12 protein-coding genes are annotated in these 14,184 nt (G+C 65.6%); 8 read left to right on the top strand and 4 right to left on the bottom strand.

Annotated features, from left to right (window positions below; genetic code table 11):
* Positions 1-408: 408 nt before the first annotated feature.
* From VGR99_RS38415 to VGR99_RS38395, 5 genes are all read left to right on the top strand, one after another.
* Complete coding sequence (locus VGR99_RS38415; RefSeq protein ID WP_326905149.1) at positions 409-1,107, top strand: cytochrome c biogenesis CcdA family protein; 699 nt, start codon at positions 409-411, stop codon at positions 1,105-1,107.
* 31 nt (positions 1,108-1,138) lie between these two features.
* The gene (locus VGR99_RS38410; RefSeq protein WP_326905148.1) at positions 1,139-1,702 is read left to right on the top strand and encodes a thioredoxin family protein; all 564 of its coding nucleotides are present in this window, start codon (positions 1,139-1,141) and stop codon (positions 1,700-1,702) included.
* Positions 1,703-1,797: 95 nt separating this feature from the next.
* Positions 1,798-2,772, top strand: a complete 975-nt coding sequence (locus VGR99_RS38405) for a hypothetical protein (RefSeq protein ID WP_326905147.1) — start codon at positions 1,798-1,800, stop codon at positions 2,770-2,772.
* 441 nt (positions 2,773-3,213) lie between these two features.
* Positions 3,214-3,819 carry a L,D-transpeptidase gene (locus tag VGR99_RS38400; protein WP_326905146.1) on the top strand — a complete coding sequence of 202 codons (606 nt, stop codon included), beginning with the start codon at positions 3,214-3,216 and terminating at the stop codon, positions 3,817-3,819.
* An 87-nt stretch (positions 3,820-3,906) separates the two neighbouring features.
* The gene (locus tag VGR99_RS38395) at positions 3,907-4,944 is read left to right on the top strand and encodes an amino acid ABC transporter substrate-binding protein (RefSeq protein WP_326905150.1); all 1,038 of its coding nucleotides are present in this window, start codon (positions 3,907-3,909) and stop codon (positions 4,942-4,944) included.
* A gap of 306 nt (positions 4,945-5,250) precedes the next feature.
* On the opposite strand, the gene VGR99_RS38390 is transcribed toward VGR99_RS38395, so the two are convergent.
* Both VGR99_RS38390 and VGR99_RS38385 read right to left on the bottom strand, forming a co-directional pair.
* Positions 5,251-6,390, bottom strand: coding sequence for an acyl-CoA dehydrogenase family protein (locus tag VGR99_RS38390; RefSeq protein ID WP_326905145.1), 1,140 nt, complete (start codon positions 6,388-6,390; stop codon positions 5,251-5,253).
* A gap of 89 nt (positions 6,391-6,479) precedes the next feature.
* On the bottom strand, positions 6,480-7,679 hold the full coding sequence (locus tag VGR99_RS38385) for an acyl-CoA dehydrogenase family protein (protein ID WP_326905144.1): 1,200 nt from the start codon (positions 7,677-7,679) through the stop codon (positions 6,480-6,482).
* A 135-nt stretch (positions 7,680-7,814) separates the two neighbouring features.
* Between VGR99_RS38385 and VGR99_RS38380 the strand changes: the two genes are divergently transcribed.
* On the top strand, positions 7,815-8,360 hold the full coding sequence (locus VGR99_RS38380) for a carboxymuconolactone decarboxylase family protein (RefSeq protein ID WP_326905143.1): 546 nt from the start codon (positions 7,815-7,817) through the stop codon (positions 8,358-8,360).
* Between the two features lie 90 nt (positions 8,361-8,450).
* The gene (locus tag VGR99_RS38375; RefSeq protein WP_326905142.1) at positions 8,451-8,945 is read left to right on the top strand and encodes a VOC family protein; all 495 of its coding nucleotides are present in this window, start codon (positions 8,451-8,453) and stop codon (positions 8,943-8,945) included.
* A 91-nt stretch (positions 8,946-9,036) separates the two neighbouring features.
* Here VGR99_RS38375 and VGR99_RS38370 read toward each other — a convergent pair whose 3' ends face one another.
* On the bottom strand, positions 9,037-10,275 hold the full coding sequence (locus VGR99_RS38370; RefSeq protein ID WP_326905141.1) for an MFS transporter: 1,239 nt from the start codon (positions 10,273-10,275) through the stop codon (positions 9,037-9,039).
* A gap of 194 nt (positions 10,276-10,469) precedes the next feature.
* On the bottom strand, positions 10,470-11,717 hold the full coding sequence (locus VGR99_RS38365) for an MFS transporter (protein WP_326905140.1): 1,248 nt from the start codon (positions 11,715-11,717) through the stop codon (positions 10,470-10,472).
* 194 nt (positions 11,718-11,911) lie between these two features.
* On the opposite strand from VGR99_RS38365, the gene VGR99_RS38360 reads away from it, so the two are divergent.
* Entirely contained in the window at positions 11,912-13,981 is a 2,070-nt protein-coding gene (locus VGR99_RS38360) for a prolyl oligopeptidase family serine peptidase (RefSeq protein WP_326905139.1), read from the top strand.
* Positions 13,982-14,184 lie beyond the last annotated feature (203 nt).

The raw sequence follows: 14,184 nt of genomic DNA, 5'->3' as shown, positions 1-14,184 counted from the left end.
CCTTTTTGCAGGCGACGGTCGCCAAACCGTCCCAGTCCAGTCTCCATGCTGTCCTCCTAGCCAGTCGGACAACACGGAATCAGACATCCTTCCCGTCTTCAACCTCGATGTGTGAATGCCGTAGCCCCTTGCGGGGGAGGGGCAGGGAGAGGGGTGCCATACGGGGACTCTCTCGATTCGTGCTTGCGGGAATGATCGGAGATGGATGGACCATTTCCTGGGCCACCCCTCTCCCCCGCCCTCCCCCGCAAGGGGCCCGCAAGGGGGGAGGGAGCGCACTTCCGCCGCGGTCGGCAGGGTTGCCTCGCAAGGCCGCTCCCCTCGCTCCCCGTCACGAACACGTGACGCCGCGTAACGATCCGCGCGCCCGATCCGAACTGCCCTCGTGACCTCCACCACGAGTGCGCCATGCTCGAACTTCTCTTCGCCTCGCTCGCCGGCATTCTTACCATCGCCGCGCCCTGCACGTTGCCGATGCTGCCGATCCTGCTCGGCGCCTCGATCGGGCGCGCGGGGCATCTGCGGCCCGCGATGATCGCGCTTGGCTTCGTCGTCTCGTTCTCCGCAGTCGCGCTGCTGCTCGGCGCGCTGACGCGGCTGTTCGATTTCGATCCGAATGTGCTGCGCGAGGCGGCCGCGATCCTGCTGCTCGGCTTCGGCCTGCTGATGCTGTGGCCGGCGCCGTTCGAATGGCTGTCGATCCGGCTCAACGGCTGGCTCAATCTCGGCAACGCCGGCGCCGTGCAGCACGAAGGCGCGCTCGGCGGCCTCATCCTCGGCACCACGCTCGGCCTCGTCTGGACGCCCTGCGCCGGCCCCGTGCTCGGCTCGATCCTGACGCTGGTCGCGACCTCGAAGAACCTGGCCTGGGCCGGCACGCTGCTGGTTGCCTACGCCATCGGCGCGGCGATCCCGATGCTGGGGATCGCCTATGGCGGACAGGCCGCGACCACGCGCGTGCGCAGCCTCGCGCGCATCTCGCCGCGGCTGCAGCAGGGCTTTGGCGTCGTCGTGATCGCCTTCGCCCTCGCCGCCTATTTCCAGTACGACACGCTGATCGTGGCGTGGCTCACCGGCTTCTATCCCACCGGCCAGATCGGCCTGTGATCATCCAGCACGTCAACCGGAGGACGCTTCCATGACTTTCAAACTGCTCGCCGTATCCGCCGCATTGATCGGCGTCGCCGTGACCGGCGCCGTCATCCCCGGCATTTGCGACGAAGCCGCGCGCGCGACGCCCGTGGTTACCGCGGCCGCGAGCCAGCAGGCTGCACCCGACTTCACCGGCATCAACAACTGGTTCAACTCGAAGCCCCTCAGCCTCGCCGATCTCCGCGGCAAGGTCGTGCTGGTCGATTTCTGGACCTATGGCTGCGTCAACTGCGTCAACACGCTGCCGCACGTCACCGACCTCTACGCCAAATACAAGGACAAGGGCCTCGTCGTGGTCGGCGTGCACACGCCGGAATTCCCGTTCGAGCGCTCCGCCTCCAACGTGCAGGCCGCGCTGAAGCGTCACGGCATCACCTATCCGGTGGCGCAGGACAATGATTCGAAGACCTGGAACGCCTACAGCAACCAATATTGGCCGGCGCAGTATATCATCGACCAGAACGGCAAGATCGTGTTCCAGCATGCAGGCGAAGGCCGCTACGACGAGATCGACCGCACCGTGGCAAAGCTGCTGAACGCCAGCAGTTGATCCCGTGCGGACGTCGGATGGCTGATGCCGCCGTTGTTGCTTGACTCCACGGACCCGTCCGTGGAGTTTCGCCGCATCGAAATCAGCCGCCCGCAATGGACGCCGCGCCCACCAGCACCGACATTCGCCTTCGCGAAGGCGCCTCGATCGCACAGCGGCTGGTCATGTCCGCCTTTGCGGCCGCGGTGGCTTTGTGCTTCACGCCGGGCCTGTTCACGCACGACACCCTGGAGATCATCATCTCCGTGGTCGCGCTGCTCGTGGGTGCGGGGTTCGTCGTCGGCATCATGATGGCGCCGGCGGTGGTGTGGATCATCACGCCGAACGAGATCCTGATCGGGCATCAACGTCCGTTCGGGAAGCTGCAGACGCGGATCGTCGCGAAGGACGACATCACGGGATTGCAGGTTCCCGGCAGCAAGCGGGTGAAGGCCCGCTTTCAGCTCGTCTTCACGCTGGCTTCGGGCGAGCGCCTGACCTCGCCGCCGATCTCCGACGTCACCCATGTTCGCGACACCGTGGCGCGGATCGCCGCGCAGTTCGACGTTCCCAATTTCGAGGCCCCGGTCAATCCGCTCGATGCCAGCAATCCCGAGATGCATCTCGGCGAGCCGCTCGAGGCGTTTTCAACGCGGGACATCCGGATCGTCGCACTGATCGCCGTCGCCTTGTCCGCGGTGCCCTACGCCTACAAACTCTGGCGCGGATGGCCGCCCACCCATGTCGACATCCTGCTGCTGCCGCTCGGCGCGCTCGCCGCATTCGCGGTCTACAGATACGCCAACCTCGTCACCGGCGCGTTCTGGATCATCCGCGAGGGCGATATTCGCGTCGAGCGCCTCTGGGGCGACGGCACGCCGCGCGCCGACCATATCGAGGGGCCCGAGGTGGAGACGATCACCGTCGACCGTCGCGGCCGCTCCGAGGACGAACACTGCATCGTCACGATCCGCCTGCGCTCGGGACGGCGGTTTCGCAGCCCCCGCATCGGCTCGCGGCTTGAGGCCCGCGCCGTCGGCACCGAAATCGTCCGCCGGCTCGCCATCGCGCCGGGGAGCAACAAGATCTAGCTCTCCACCGCCTGCGGCCATCCTTCGAGACGCCCGCCTCCGGCGGGCCTCAGGATGAGGGCGGAGTGCGCGGCGGCAATTTCGACGGATACCGATGCCTCTCAGCCTCATCCTGAGGAGACCGCCACCGGGTCCGCGCTAAGCGCGGCCCGATGACAGGCTCCACGGTCGTCTCGAAGGACGAGGCGTGCGCTCAGGCGCCACCGGGAAAGTCTTGGGGGACGCCCTCTCCCCCAGGCGGGAGAGGGCACGCACCGTCCCCGCGGTTGCAAACTAGGCTTTTCGCGCCATCCCCTGTTTGTGGCATTGCCAGGGGCCCGTCAAAAAACCAAAGCATTCTCGTGACATACCAGCCGGGCGCGCCATCAACTTGCCATGAACATGCCCCTGAGATTTGATGGATCCGAACGATTTGCGCTGTGGCAGCGGGGAGAGCTTCACATGACCGATTTTCGTCGCCTGACCGGGATGCTTGTGGCGGCTTCCGTCGCGGCCTTGAGCCTCGTCCTGTCCACCCCTTACGCCGCTGCGCAGCAGCCTGACCGCGGCGACGAGCCGGGCCTGATCGCCGACGAGAGCTACCAGCTCGATCCGGAATGGCAGAAGCAGGTCGTCTACTTCCGCACCACCGAAGCGCCGGGCACGATCATCGTCTCGACCGCCGAACGGCATCTCTATCTGGTGCAGCCGGGCGGGCGCGCGATCCGCTACGGCATCGGCGTCGGCCGCGACGGCTTCCAGTGGCAGGGACTCGTGCAGATCACCAACAAGAAGGAATGGCCGGACTGGACGCCGCCGGCGGAGATGATCCAGCGCCAGCCCTATCTGCCGCGCTTCATGGCCGGCGGCCCCGGCAATCCGCTCGGGGCCCGCGCCATGTATCTCGGCACCACCGTCTACCGCATCCACGGCACCAACCGCCCCGACACGATCGGCACCAAGGTGTCCTCGGGCTGCTTCCGCCTGGTCAACAATGACGTCGCCGATCTCTACGACCGCGTCCCTGTCGGCACCAAGGTCGTCATCCGGCAGAAGCCCGAGCTCTAAGGGCTCTCGTCCGAGCATGGTCTCCCCGACCATGCTCCCTCGCCTTACCCAAGATTCCTTTTCCCGATTTTTCGAGAGAGCAACATGATGCGCACATTTCGAGGCGGCCTGCTGATCGGGCTCGCGGTTGCCGTGCTGGTCGGCGTCCTCGCGGTGATCTACGAGTTCTACGACACCCGCACGCTGAAGCGCACGGTGCGCCGCGGCGAGGTGCTTTGCGGCGTCAACAAGGGCCTGCCGGGCTTCTCGATCCCCGACGACAAGGGCAACTGGACCGGCTTTGACGTCGATTTCTGCCGCGCTGTGGCGGCGGCGATCTTCAACGACCCGGCCAAGGCGAAGTTCGTCCCGCTCGACGCCAGCGAGCGCTTCAAGGAATTGCAGAGCCGGAAAGTGGACATCCTCTCGCGCAACTCGACCTGGAGCATGGCGCGCGAGCTCGACTACGACCTCTATTTCCCGGCCGTCGCCTATTACGACGGCGCAGGCTTCATGCTGCCGCGCTCGCGCAACAAGGAGACCTCGCTGGACCTGAGCGGCAGCAAGGTCTGCGTGCAGTCGGGAACGACGACGCTGCTCAACGTCGCCGATTACTTCCGTGCCAACAACATGAAGTATGAGGAGATCAAGTTCGACAAGCTGGACGACGTGGTGAAAGCCTACGACACCGGCAAGTGCGACACGCTCTCCGCCGACGTCTCCCAGCTCTACGCGCTGCGGCTGAACCTGTCGAAGCCCGGCGACCACATGATCCTGCCGGACATGATCTCCAAGGAGCCGCTCGCCCCCGTCGTGCGCCAGCGCGACGACGACTGGATGATGATCGTGAAGTGGACGCTCTACGCCATGATCAACGCCGAAGAGCTCGGCGTCAGCTCGGAGAACATCGACGAGGCCCTGAAGTCGAAGAAGCCGGAAGTGATGCGCCTCGTCGGCACCGAGGGCAATTACGGCGAGCAGCTCGGCCTCACCAAGGACTGGGTCGTCCGCATCATCCGCCACGTCGGCAATTACGGCGAGATGTACGAGCGCAACATCGGCGAGAAGTCCAAGCTGAAGATCCCGCGCGGGATGAACCAGCTGTGGAACGCCGGTGGCGTGCAGTATGCGCCGCCGATGAGGTAAGAGGTCTCGCCGCCGTCATTGCGAGCGAAGCGACTTGTCCGCCGAAGCCTTGGCGAAGGCGGAAGCAATCCAGACCACCTCCGCGGAACGGCTCTGGATTGCTTCGTCGCTGCGCTCCTCGCAATGACGAGTTTGGGGCGAGCGCCCTCGGCACTCTCAACTGTCATCGCCCGGCTTGACCGGGCGATCCAGTACGCCGCGGCCTCTCCGTAAATCTCTACTGTCTCTGGAATACTGGGTCGCCCGGTCAAGCCGGGCGACGACACTGAGGATGAGGCGCGTGCTTGCGCCTCACGTCCATCCGCCTCAATACCCCCGCGCCCGCGCGAGCTGCTCGGTGTGGTAGTTGGCATCGCCGAACAGTTCCTCGCACACCCGTGCGCGCTTCATGAAGAAGCCGATGTCGAACTGGTCGGTCATGCCCATGCCGCCGTGCATCTGCACGCCTTCCTGTACCGCGCGGGTGGCGGTGGTGCCGGCGCGGGCCTTGGCCACGGCGACGGCTGATGCCGCCTTGCCGACATCCGCATCCAGCGCCTGCAGCGCCTTCATGGTGGCGGCGCGGGTGATCTCGATGTCGACATAGAGCTCGGCGGCGCGGTGCTGCAGCGCCTGGAACTCGCCGATCAGCTTGCCGAACTGCTTCCGGTTCTTGAGGTACTCGACGGTGCGATTGAAGACCTCGTCGCTCAAGCCCACCATTTCGGCGGCGACCGCGCCGCGGCCGATGTCGAGCACGCCGTCGAGCAGCACTGCGCCCTGATCGACCTCGCCGAGCACGCTGTCGGCATTGACCTCGACATTGGCAAGCTCGATCCGCGCCGCGTTGTGCGCATCGACCATGATGGTGCGCTCGATCGACACGCCCTTGGCCTTGGGGTTTACGAGGAACAGCGTCAGGCCGTCGCGCTCGCCGGCGCTACCGGCAGTGCGCGCGGCAACGATCAGGAGGTCCGCGACGTGGCCGTCAACCACCAGCGCCTTGGCACCGGACAACTTGAAGCCGTTACCGGCACGCGCGGCCTGCAGGTTCGTCTGAAGCGGCCGGTGCTTGGCGCCCTCGTCGATCGCGAGCGTCGCGAGCAGCGAGCCGTTGGCGACCTTCGGCAAGAACTCCGACTTCTGCGCGGCATTGCCGCCGCGGTTCAGCGCCGAGGCCGCAACCACGCTGGTGGCGAGGAAGGGCGAGGGCATCAGCGTGCGGCCGATCTCCTCCATGACGACACCGGCTTCCATGAAGCCGAGGCCAGAGCCGCCGAATTCTTCCGGCACCAGCAAGCCGGCGAAGCCCATCTCGGCGAAGGAATGCCACAGCTCCTTGGAGAAGCCGGTGGGATCCTTGTTATCGCGCAAGGATCGCAGGTGCGACACCGGCGCCTTGTCGCTGATCAGCCCGCGCGCGCTGTCGCGGAGCATTGATTGTTCTTCGGTAAGGACGAGGGCCATGTGCAAAGTCTCTAACGTCTAGCGGAATGCATGTTGTTGATGTCATTCCGGGGCGATGCGCAGTATCGAACCCGGGAACGACGGTGAAGTTACGCCCCCGGTAAATCCAAAATGCGCTTGGCGACGATGCCGAGCATCACCTCGCTCGTGCCGCCCTCGATCGAGTTGGCCTTGGTGCGCAGCCAGGCGCGCGGACGGGCGCCCTGCTTCGAGCGCTCGCTCTCCCATTCCAGCGCATCGACGCCGCCGGCCGACATCAGGATTTCGTAGCGGCGCTTGTTGAGCTCGGTGCCGTAATATTTCATCGCCGACGAGAACGCCGGATGCGCCTGACCCGCCTTGGCGAGATCGACCGCGCGCTCGGCGCAGGCGGCGAGCGCGGCCTCGTCGACGTCGAATGTCGCGATCCGGCCGCGCAGCATCGAGTCATCGAGCTTGCCCTGCGCATCCGAGCCGACCGAGTCGGCCGCGATCTGGCCGAGCGGACGGCCGACGCCGCGCTCGCCCATGCCGGAGATCATCGCGCGCTCATGCTGCAGCAGATATTTTGCAACGTCCCAGCCGCGATTGACGGTGCCGACCACATGCGACTTCGGCACGCGCACGCCGTCGAAGAAGGTCTCGCAGAACGGCGAGTAGCCGGAGATCAGGAGGATCGGCTTGGTCGTCACGCCCTTCGACGTCATGTCGAACAGGATGAAGCTGATCCCGTCGTGCTTCTTGGCGGCGGGATCGGTGCGGACGAGGCAGAAGATCCAGTCGGCGTAGTTGGCGTAGGAGGTCCAGATCTTCGAGCCCGTGATGACGAAATCATCGCCGTCGCTCTCGGCGCGGGTCTGGAGCGAGGCGAGATCCGAGCCGGCGTTCGGCTCGGAATAGCCCTGGCACCAGCGGATCAGGCCCGCCGCGATCTTCGGCAGGTGCTCTTTCTTCTGCGCCTCGTTGCCGTATTTCAAAAGCGCCGGTCCGAGCATCCAGATGCCGAAGCTCGACAGCGGCGGACGCGCGCCCATCTTGGCCATCTCGGCGCGCAGCACCTTGTGCTCGGCCGCACCGAGGCCGCCGCCACCATACTCCTTCGGCCAATCAGGCACGGTCCAGCCCTTGTCGCGCATGCGCTCGAACCAGATACGCTGCGGCTCGGACGCAAATTTCGCATTGCGTCCGCCCCAGAACACGTCGCCCTCTGACGTTACGGGCTTGCGCATCTCCGGCGGGCAATTGGCGTCCAGCCAGGCGCGCGTCTCGGCGCGGAATTGTTCGAGATCGGCGGTCTCTGTGTCGCTCATGGTCGTTTCCATCAATCAAAAAGACTTGTTGGGTGCGACTCTGGGCCATCGCTTGGCGGAATTCAACCACTTCCGCGCCGCGTCATCCGCTATAGTCGTCGCGATGGCGAGCTTGAAAACAAAGAGGAAATGAGAATGCGCCTGAAACTTCTTTCGCCTGGCGAAATGAACGAAAGCCAGCGGCAGACCTATGACGAGTCGATTGCCGGCAAGCGCGGCAAGCCGCCGGCGCCGATGATGGCCTGGCTCAACAGCCCCGACATGGCCCGTCACGCCACGCGGCTCGGCGAAGTCCTGCGCTACGACACGATCTTCCCGGCAAAGCTTTCCGAGATCGCGATCCTGGTGACGGCGCGGCACTGGACCGCGCATTACGAATGGTACGCGCATAAGCGCCTGGCGCTGGCCGGCGGCATGGACCCCAAAATCATCGACGCCATCCGCGACCGCCGCACGCCTGAGTTCGACGATCCCAAGGGCAAGATGATTTACGACCTCGCGAAGTCGCTGCATGAGGGCCACGGCGTCGAGAAGGGTCTCTACGACGAGGCGGTGAAGCTGCTAAGCGAGCGCGGCGTGGTCGAGGTGATCGGGCTGTGCGGCTATTACACCATGGTGTCGATGACGCTGAACACCTTCGAGTTCGAGCTGCCGGAAGGCGAGGTGCGGGAGCTCTCGTAGTTTCGCGCCTGGAAACGCAGCGTTTCGGGATAGGGCCGTAGCACTGTCCCGAAACCCGCCTTATGTGCATGTTTTCAACGGAGCATTCACATGTCGCAAAGCCCCGCCGTCGCCGCCGGCACCAGGATCGGCCACGTCCATCTCAAGGTCGCCGATCTCGATCGCGCGCTCGGCTTCTATTGCGGCGTGCTCGGCTTCGAGCTGATGCAGCGGATGGGTTCGGGCGCGGCCTTCATCTCGGCCGGCGGCTATCATCACCACATCGGGCTCAACACCTGGGAGAGCAAGGGCGGCTCGCCGCCGCCGCCCGGCACCACGGGCCTGTTCCACACCGCGATCCTCTATCCGACGCGCCCGGCGCTGGCGGATGCGCTGCACCGGGTGCTCACGGCCGGCATCGCGCTCGACGGCGCCAGCGATCACGGCGTGTCCGAGGCGCTGTATCTGCGCGATCCCGACGAGAACGGCGTCGAGCTGTATTGGGACAAGCCGCGGGAGCAATGGCCGCTCGGGCCGGATGGGAAGCTCGCGATGTTCACGAAGCGGCTGGATGTGGAGGCGTTGTTGAGGCAGCGCGAGGCGTAGTTTCGTAGGGTGGATTAGCCGAAGGCGTAATCCACCAACTTCGTTCCGCATTCGCTGATGCATGGTGGATTACGCCTTCGGCTAATCCACCCTACGCAGTCTTCGTGCGGCCTGCACCCCGCACCATGATCAGCGCTGCGGCCGCCACTTCCAGCGCGATGCAGAGATAGAACGGCAGCGAATACCCGCCGGACCAATCGCGCAAGGCCCCGACAACACCCGGGCCGAACGCGTACGTCACCTGATTGATCGCCGTATTCAGGCTGATCAGCACGCCGAACGAGGCGCTGTCGAACTCCTGCTGCACGATCAGCGACGGCAGCGTGATGAGGTTGCCGACCGAGAAGCCGAACACCGCGCAGGCTGCGATCAGCACGTAATCATTGTGCAGATTGATGACGACGCACAGCGCCGCGGCCTGGCTCAGGAACGAGATCGCCGACGCCAGCCGCTGGTTGAGGCGGTCGATCACCATCGAGAACAGCACCCGGCCGATCACGGCCATCGCGGTCAGCACCGCGACGGCGACCGCCGCGCGCTCGCGGCCGATCACGGGATCGAGGAACGAGATCAGGTGCACGATGAAGCCGACCTGCGCGAACAGCACCAGCGCGAACGCAATCGTGACCGTGAGGAAGCCGACATCGCGGAGCGCCCAGGCGCGAATCTGCGTCGATGATTGCGGTTTTGCCTTCGCCGCCCCATGCCAGCCGTGAAGATCGGGCGGCCGGCCGACGAAAATGAGGATCACCGGCACCAGCAGCACCAGCATCGCACCGGCGGCGGCATACATCGCGCTGGCGAAGCCGATATGGCCGATCAGCGTCACCAGCAGCGGCACGCCGACGATGCCGCCGAAGCTTGCGCCGTTCAGTGCGAGGCTTATCGCCATGCCGCGCTTGTGGTCGAACCACAGGCTGATCGTGTTGGTGATCATGGCGAGACTGGTGCCGGCCCAGCCGAAGGCGAGCACGGCATCCGCAAGATAAAGCTGCCAGGGCTCGCGCACCGCGCCGATCGCGACGGCCGCGGCCGCCATCGCCAGCGTTCCCGCGATCAGGCAGATGCGCGGGCCATGTTTCCGGACGGCCTCGCCGACGAAGACGACCAGCAGCGCGCCGAACAGATAGAAGAACGTCGTGCCCGAGGAGATCAGCGATGCCGGCCAGCCCCGCGCGCGCTGCAGCTCGGCGACATAGACGCTCTGGCCGTAGAAGCCGAGCCCCCAGCCGAAAGTCGCGAGCAGGAAGCAGACCGCGACGATGCGCCAGCCTTCGTAGCGGAGGGAGGATTCGTCGATTGGCGAAGTGGGGCGGGGATTGTCCAGCATTTGCGCCTGTCCTTGGTGTCCCCCGCGAGCGCTTTGCGTCACGCCCGTCTGTTGATGACGAGCATCATGTAACAACCCTGCTCCCGAAAATCACTTCGACAGCGATCGAACTATCGACGTTGCTGACACCCTCCTGCCACCTTGCTGCGCATGATCTTTTCGGAAAACCGCTGCGCACTTTTCCGGATCATGCGTCACACCGCGTCCGGGAACTCGCCCATGGCCGCCTCCAGCCGCGCCCTGCGGCGGCGCGCCCAGGAGACCAGCGAGAGCACGGCAAGGCCGAGCACGACTGGCGGGAACACCACCATGTTCACCGCGGACCAGCCGTAATTGGCAAGCAACTGGCCCGACGAGAACGAACCGATCGCCATCATGCCGAACACGAGGAAATCGTTGAAGGCCTGCACCTTGTTGCGCTCCTGCGGCCGGTGCGTCTCGAGCACCAGGGCGGAAGCGCCGATGAAGGAGAAATTCCAGCCGACACCGAGCACGATCAGCGTCGCCCAGAAGTGCATCGCCGTGATGCCGGACAGGCCGATGGTGGCGGCCCCCGCCTCCAGCAGCAGGCCTGCCGCAACGATCCGGGGCGCACCGAAACGCGCGATCAGCGCACCGGTGAAGAAGCTCGGCCCGTACATGGCGACGATGTGCCATTGAATGCCGAAATTGGAATCGCTGAGGCTGAGGCCGCACAGCTTCATGGCGAGCGGCGCCGAGGTCATCACCAGGTTCATCATGGGATAGGCGATGACGCCGCACAAAGCGGCCGCGATGAAGCGCGGCTGGGTCACGATCGTCAGCAGCGGCCGGCCGCCATGCAGATCGGCCGGTGCGGGCTTGGGCATGTCGACGCCGGCGACGATGCCCATGGCGACCAGAGCAACGGCGGCCTGCACCAGGAAGCTGAAGGCGAACAGATAGGGCTGCCAGACATCCATGGTCCATTGCACGAGCTGCGGACCGAGCACGCCGGCGAACACGCCGCCGGCCATCACCCAGGACACGGCTTTCGGCCGGTAGGCCGCGCTGGCACCGTCGGCCGCGGCGAAGCGATAGGATTGCGCGACGGCGCCGTAGAGGCCGCCGAGGAAGGTCGCGACGCAGAACAGCGCGAACGAGCCGTGCAAAATGGCGAACGAGCCGAGCAGGCCGGTGAGCGCGCCGAGACCGGTGCCGACGACGAAGGCGGCGCGGCGGCCGTAGCGGCGCGAGATCGCGCCGGTCGGCAGCGTGCCGGCGGCGAGGCCCACCACATACATCGAGATCGGTACCGTCGCGAACGACATGTCGGGCGCGAGCGTGGCGCCGACGATCGCACCGGTGGCGAAGATCACCGCCGAATTGGCGCCGGTCAGCGCCTGCGCCGCGGCAAGGCGCACCACATTGGCACGCACGCGCGAATCGTCGGTGATCTCACTGGCTGTCGTCACGTCTAGCATCGGCATTTCCGCCCGGGAAGCTACAGGGGGTGTTTGATTCCCGGCACTATGGAGGGGTGCGGGAGGGCGGGCAACCGGCGCAAACGGGCGCGGGCCATGCCTCTGACGCAATCGGACGGATGATAGCCGGACGCGCCCTTGACGGCTTGCGCTCGATCAAATCCTATCCGCCGCATTCTTACGGAGTTTCGCTCATGTCCGTCGACGACAGGCCCACGCTCAGCGCTCCCGACGACGATCCCTGGCTCTGGCTGGAGGAGATCGAAGGCAAGCAGGCGCTCGACTTCGTGGAGCGGCAGAACGAGCTGACGCTCCAGGCGTTCGGCGGAGCCGCCTATGAGCGCGACCGCGACATCCTCGCCGCGATCTACGATCGTCCGGACAACATCCCCTATGTCAGCCGGCGCGGCACGGACCTGCACAATCTCTGGAAGGACGCCACCAATCCGCGCGGCCTGTGGCGGCGGACCACGCTGGCGGAGTTTCGCAAGGCCGATCCGGCATGGGAGACCATGCTGGATATCGACCAGCTCGCGAAAAGCGAAGGCGAGGACTGGCTGCTCAGCGGCATCGCCACGATGCCCGGCAGCTCGCGGGCGATCCTGAGCCTGTCGCGCGGCGGCAGCGACGCCGTCACCTTGCGCGAGTTCGACCTCGCCACAAAGAGTTTTGTCACGGATGGCTTTACGCTGCCGGAAGCCAAGGGCGGGGCCGACTGGCTCGATGCCGACACGCTGCTGCTGTCGAGCGCGCATGGCGAGGGCATGACGACGAGCTCCGGCTATGCGCGGACCGTTCGCCTGTGGCGGCGCGGCCAGCCGGTCGAGCAGGCGCAGGTGATGATCGAGACCACCGCCGATCACATGATGATCTATGGCAGCGCCGACGACACCGGACCCGCGCCGCGGGTCTGGATCGTCGACCAGATCGACTTCTTCAACCACGCGATCTGGCTGCGCGATGCGGTCGGCACCTTGACGAAGCTCGATCTGCCGACCGGCATCTGGATGCAGGCTCATGGCGACTGGTTCGCGATGAAGCTGCGCAAGGATTGGACAGTCGAGGGACGGACCTACGCCACCGACACCGTGCTCGGCATCTCGCTCTCGGCGTTCCTCGCCGGCAGCCGCGATTTCGCCGTCCTGTTCGAGCCGGCGCCGCGACGTGCGTTGCAAGGTCTGTTCTGGGTGGCGGGCAAGCTGGTGCTGTCGATCCTCGACGAGCTCAAACCGCAATTCGATATCTGCACGCCATCAGCCACCGGCTGGAGTCGCGAGACGCTTCCTGGCCTGCCCGAGATCGGCGTCGTCGACATCTGGCCGCTCGACCGACATCCCTCCGAGAGCAACGGCGACCTGCTCGCCAACGTGCAGGATCCGTTGACGCCGCCATCGCTGCTGCTGCTCGAACGCGGCGTCGCGAGCCCGACCGTGCTGAAGCAGGCGCCGAAGACGTTCACCGCCGACGGTCTCGTGGTCACCCAGCACGAAGCGATCTCGATCGACGGCGAGCGCATCCCCTATGTGCAGACCGGCCCCGCCAAAGAGACCGGCGATGCGCCGCTCTATATGAGCGCCTATGGCGGCTTCGCTCACGCCGTGAAGCCGTATTACAACGCCTCGCTCGGCAAGCTCTGGCTCGAGCGCGGCGGCACCATTGTGCAGGCGAATCTGCGCGGCGGCGGCGAGTTCGGCACGCGCTGGCACGATGCCGGCCGTCTCGCCGGCAAGAAACTCTCGCATGACGATTTCGCGGCCGTGGCCGCCGATCTCGTGCGTCGCGGCGTGACGAGCGCAAAACGCATCGCCGCGCAGGGCGGATCGAACGGCGGCATCCTCATCACCAACATGCTGGTGCGCTACCCCGAACGCTTCGGCGCGCTGTTCTGCACCATCCCGCTGATCGACATGCGCCGCTACACCAAGCTGCTCGCGGGCGCGAGCTGGATCGCGGAATATGGCGATCCTGACAAGCCCGAGGAATGGGAGTGGCTGAAGACCTACTCAGCCTATCACAACGTCAAGGCCGGCCAGTCCTATCCGCCGATCCTGATCGCCACCACGCGGCGCGACGACCGCGTCCACCCCGGCCACGCGCGCAAGATGGCGGCGAAGCTGCAGGCGATGGGCTACGAGGCGTGGTTCTACGAGCCGGCGGCGGGCGGACACGGCTACGGCAAGGACAACAAGGAGCGCGCCGGGTTCGAGGTGATCGGCTTCAGGTTCTTGAAGGAGAAGATCGGGTGGAGGGATGGGGAGCTGTAGTCGCGCTCTCGCTTCGAGGCTTTCATCGCATCGCGACGTGAGGGACGCACCACTCTCTCATTCCCTCCCCCGCAAGGGGCTACGGCATTCACACATCGAGGTTGAAGACGGGAAGGATGTCTGATTCCGTGTTGTCCGACTGGCTAGGAGGACAGCATGGAGACTGGACTGGGACGGTTTGGCGACCGTCGCCTGCAAAAAGG

The organism is Bradyrhizobium sp., from assembly GCF_035935975.1.
GTDB lineage: Bacteria > Pseudomonadota > Alphaproteobacteria > Rhizobiales > Xanthobacteraceae > Bradyrhizobium.
Note: the sequence above shows the minus strand (reverse complement) of the source record. Positions and strands in the feature narration are given on the sequence as shown.

Coding starts and splice junctions, on each gene's coding strand:
- VGR99_RS38385 (WP_326905144.1), bottom strand. CDS start 7,679: ATGAGCGACACAGAGACCGCCGATCTCGAACAATTCCGCGCCGAGACG.
- VGR99_RS38410 (WP_326905148.1), top strand. CDS start 1,139: ATGACTTTCAAACTGCTCGCCGTATCCGCCGCATTGATCGGCGTCGCC.
- VGR99_RS38365 (WP_326905140.1), bottom strand. CDS start 11,717: ATGCTAGACGTGACGACAGCCAGTGAGATCACCGACGATTCGCGCGTG.
- VGR99_RS38415 (WP_326905149.1), top strand. CDS start 409: ATGCTCGAACTTCTCTTCGCCTCGCTCGCCGGCATTCTTACCATCGCC.
- VGR99_RS38390 (WP_326905145.1), bottom strand. CDS start 6,390: ATGGCCCTCGTCCTTACCGAAGAACAATCAATGCTCCGCGACAGCGCG.
- VGR99_RS38405 (WP_326905147.1), top strand. CDS start 1,798: ATGGACGCCGCGCCCACCAGCACCGACATTCGCCTTCGCGAAGGCGCC.
- VGR99_RS38395 (WP_326905150.1), top strand. CDS start 3,907: ATGCGCACATTTCGAGGCGGCCTGCTGATCGGGCTCGCGGTTGCCGTG.
- VGR99_RS38400 (WP_326905146.1), top strand. CDS start 3,214: ATGACCGATTTTCGTCGCCTGACCGGGATGCTTGTGGCGGCTTCCGTC.
- VGR99_RS38370 (WP_326905141.1), bottom strand. CDS start 10,275: ATGCTGGACAATCCCCGCCCCACTTCGCCAATCGACGAATCCTCCCTC.
- VGR99_RS38360 (WP_326905139.1), top strand. CDS start 11,912: ATGTCCGTCGACGACAGGCCCACGCTCAGCGCTCCCGACGACGATCCC.
- VGR99_RS38380 (WP_326905143.1), top strand. CDS start 7,815: ATGCGCCTGAAACTTCTTTCGCCTGGCGAAATGAACGAAAGCCAGCGG.
- VGR99_RS38375 (WP_326905142.1), top strand. CDS start 8,451: ATGTCGCAAAGCCCCGCCGTCGCCGCCGGCACCAGGATCGGCCACGTC.